This window comes from Nocardia implantans, from assembly GCF_035544775.1.
In the GTDB taxonomy this organism is placed as follows: Bacteria; Actinomycetota; Actinomycetes; order Mycobacteriales; family Mycobacteriaceae; genus Nocardia; species Nocardia implantans.
Genome location: NZ_JAYKYQ010000039.1, coordinates 1 through 559, shown reverse-complemented (window position 1 = coordinate 559; position 559 = coordinate 1). Strand labels below are relative to the sequence as shown.

At 63.3% G+C, this 559-nt stretch carries 1 protein-coding gene; it reads right to left on the bottom strand.

Translation table 11 applies throughout. The annotated features are described in order from the left end of the window. A partial coding sequence (locus U3653_RS33205; RefSeq protein ID WP_324722506.1) for an AMP-binding protein occupies window positions 1–559 on the bottom strand: 559 nt, incomplete at both ends.

Here is a 559-nt window from a genome sequence, read left to right as displayed (position 1 = left end):
GGCGATCACCAAGCGACCGCCGCAGACAGCGGCCGACCAGAACTCCCACACCGACAAGTCGAACGTCGCCGCCGTCTTCAGCAGAATCGCATCCGCCGCATCCAAACCGAACTCGACACTCTTCCACTGCAACTGGTTCGCGATCGCCCCATGCGGAACCGCCACACCCTTCGGACGACCCGTCGAACCAGACGTGAAGATCACATACGCCGTGTTCTCCGGACGCAGAGGTGCGACCCGATCGGCATCCGTGACCGGCGTGGCATCCACACCCGACAGATCCAGATCATCAATCCGCACCACCGGCGCGACATCAGTGCCGAACTCCGCCTCGGCATTGCTCAACACACACACCGGTGCCGCCGTCTCGAGAATGTAGCTCGTCCGCTCAGCAGCCTGATCCGGATCCACCGGCACATACGCGCCACCGGACTTCGCCACCGCATACATCGCCACAACCAGATCCACCGACCGACGCAACGCCAGCGCCACCCGCGACTCCGGACCAACACCCAACGAAATCAGGTGCCGCGCAAGACGATTCACCCGCACATCGAGT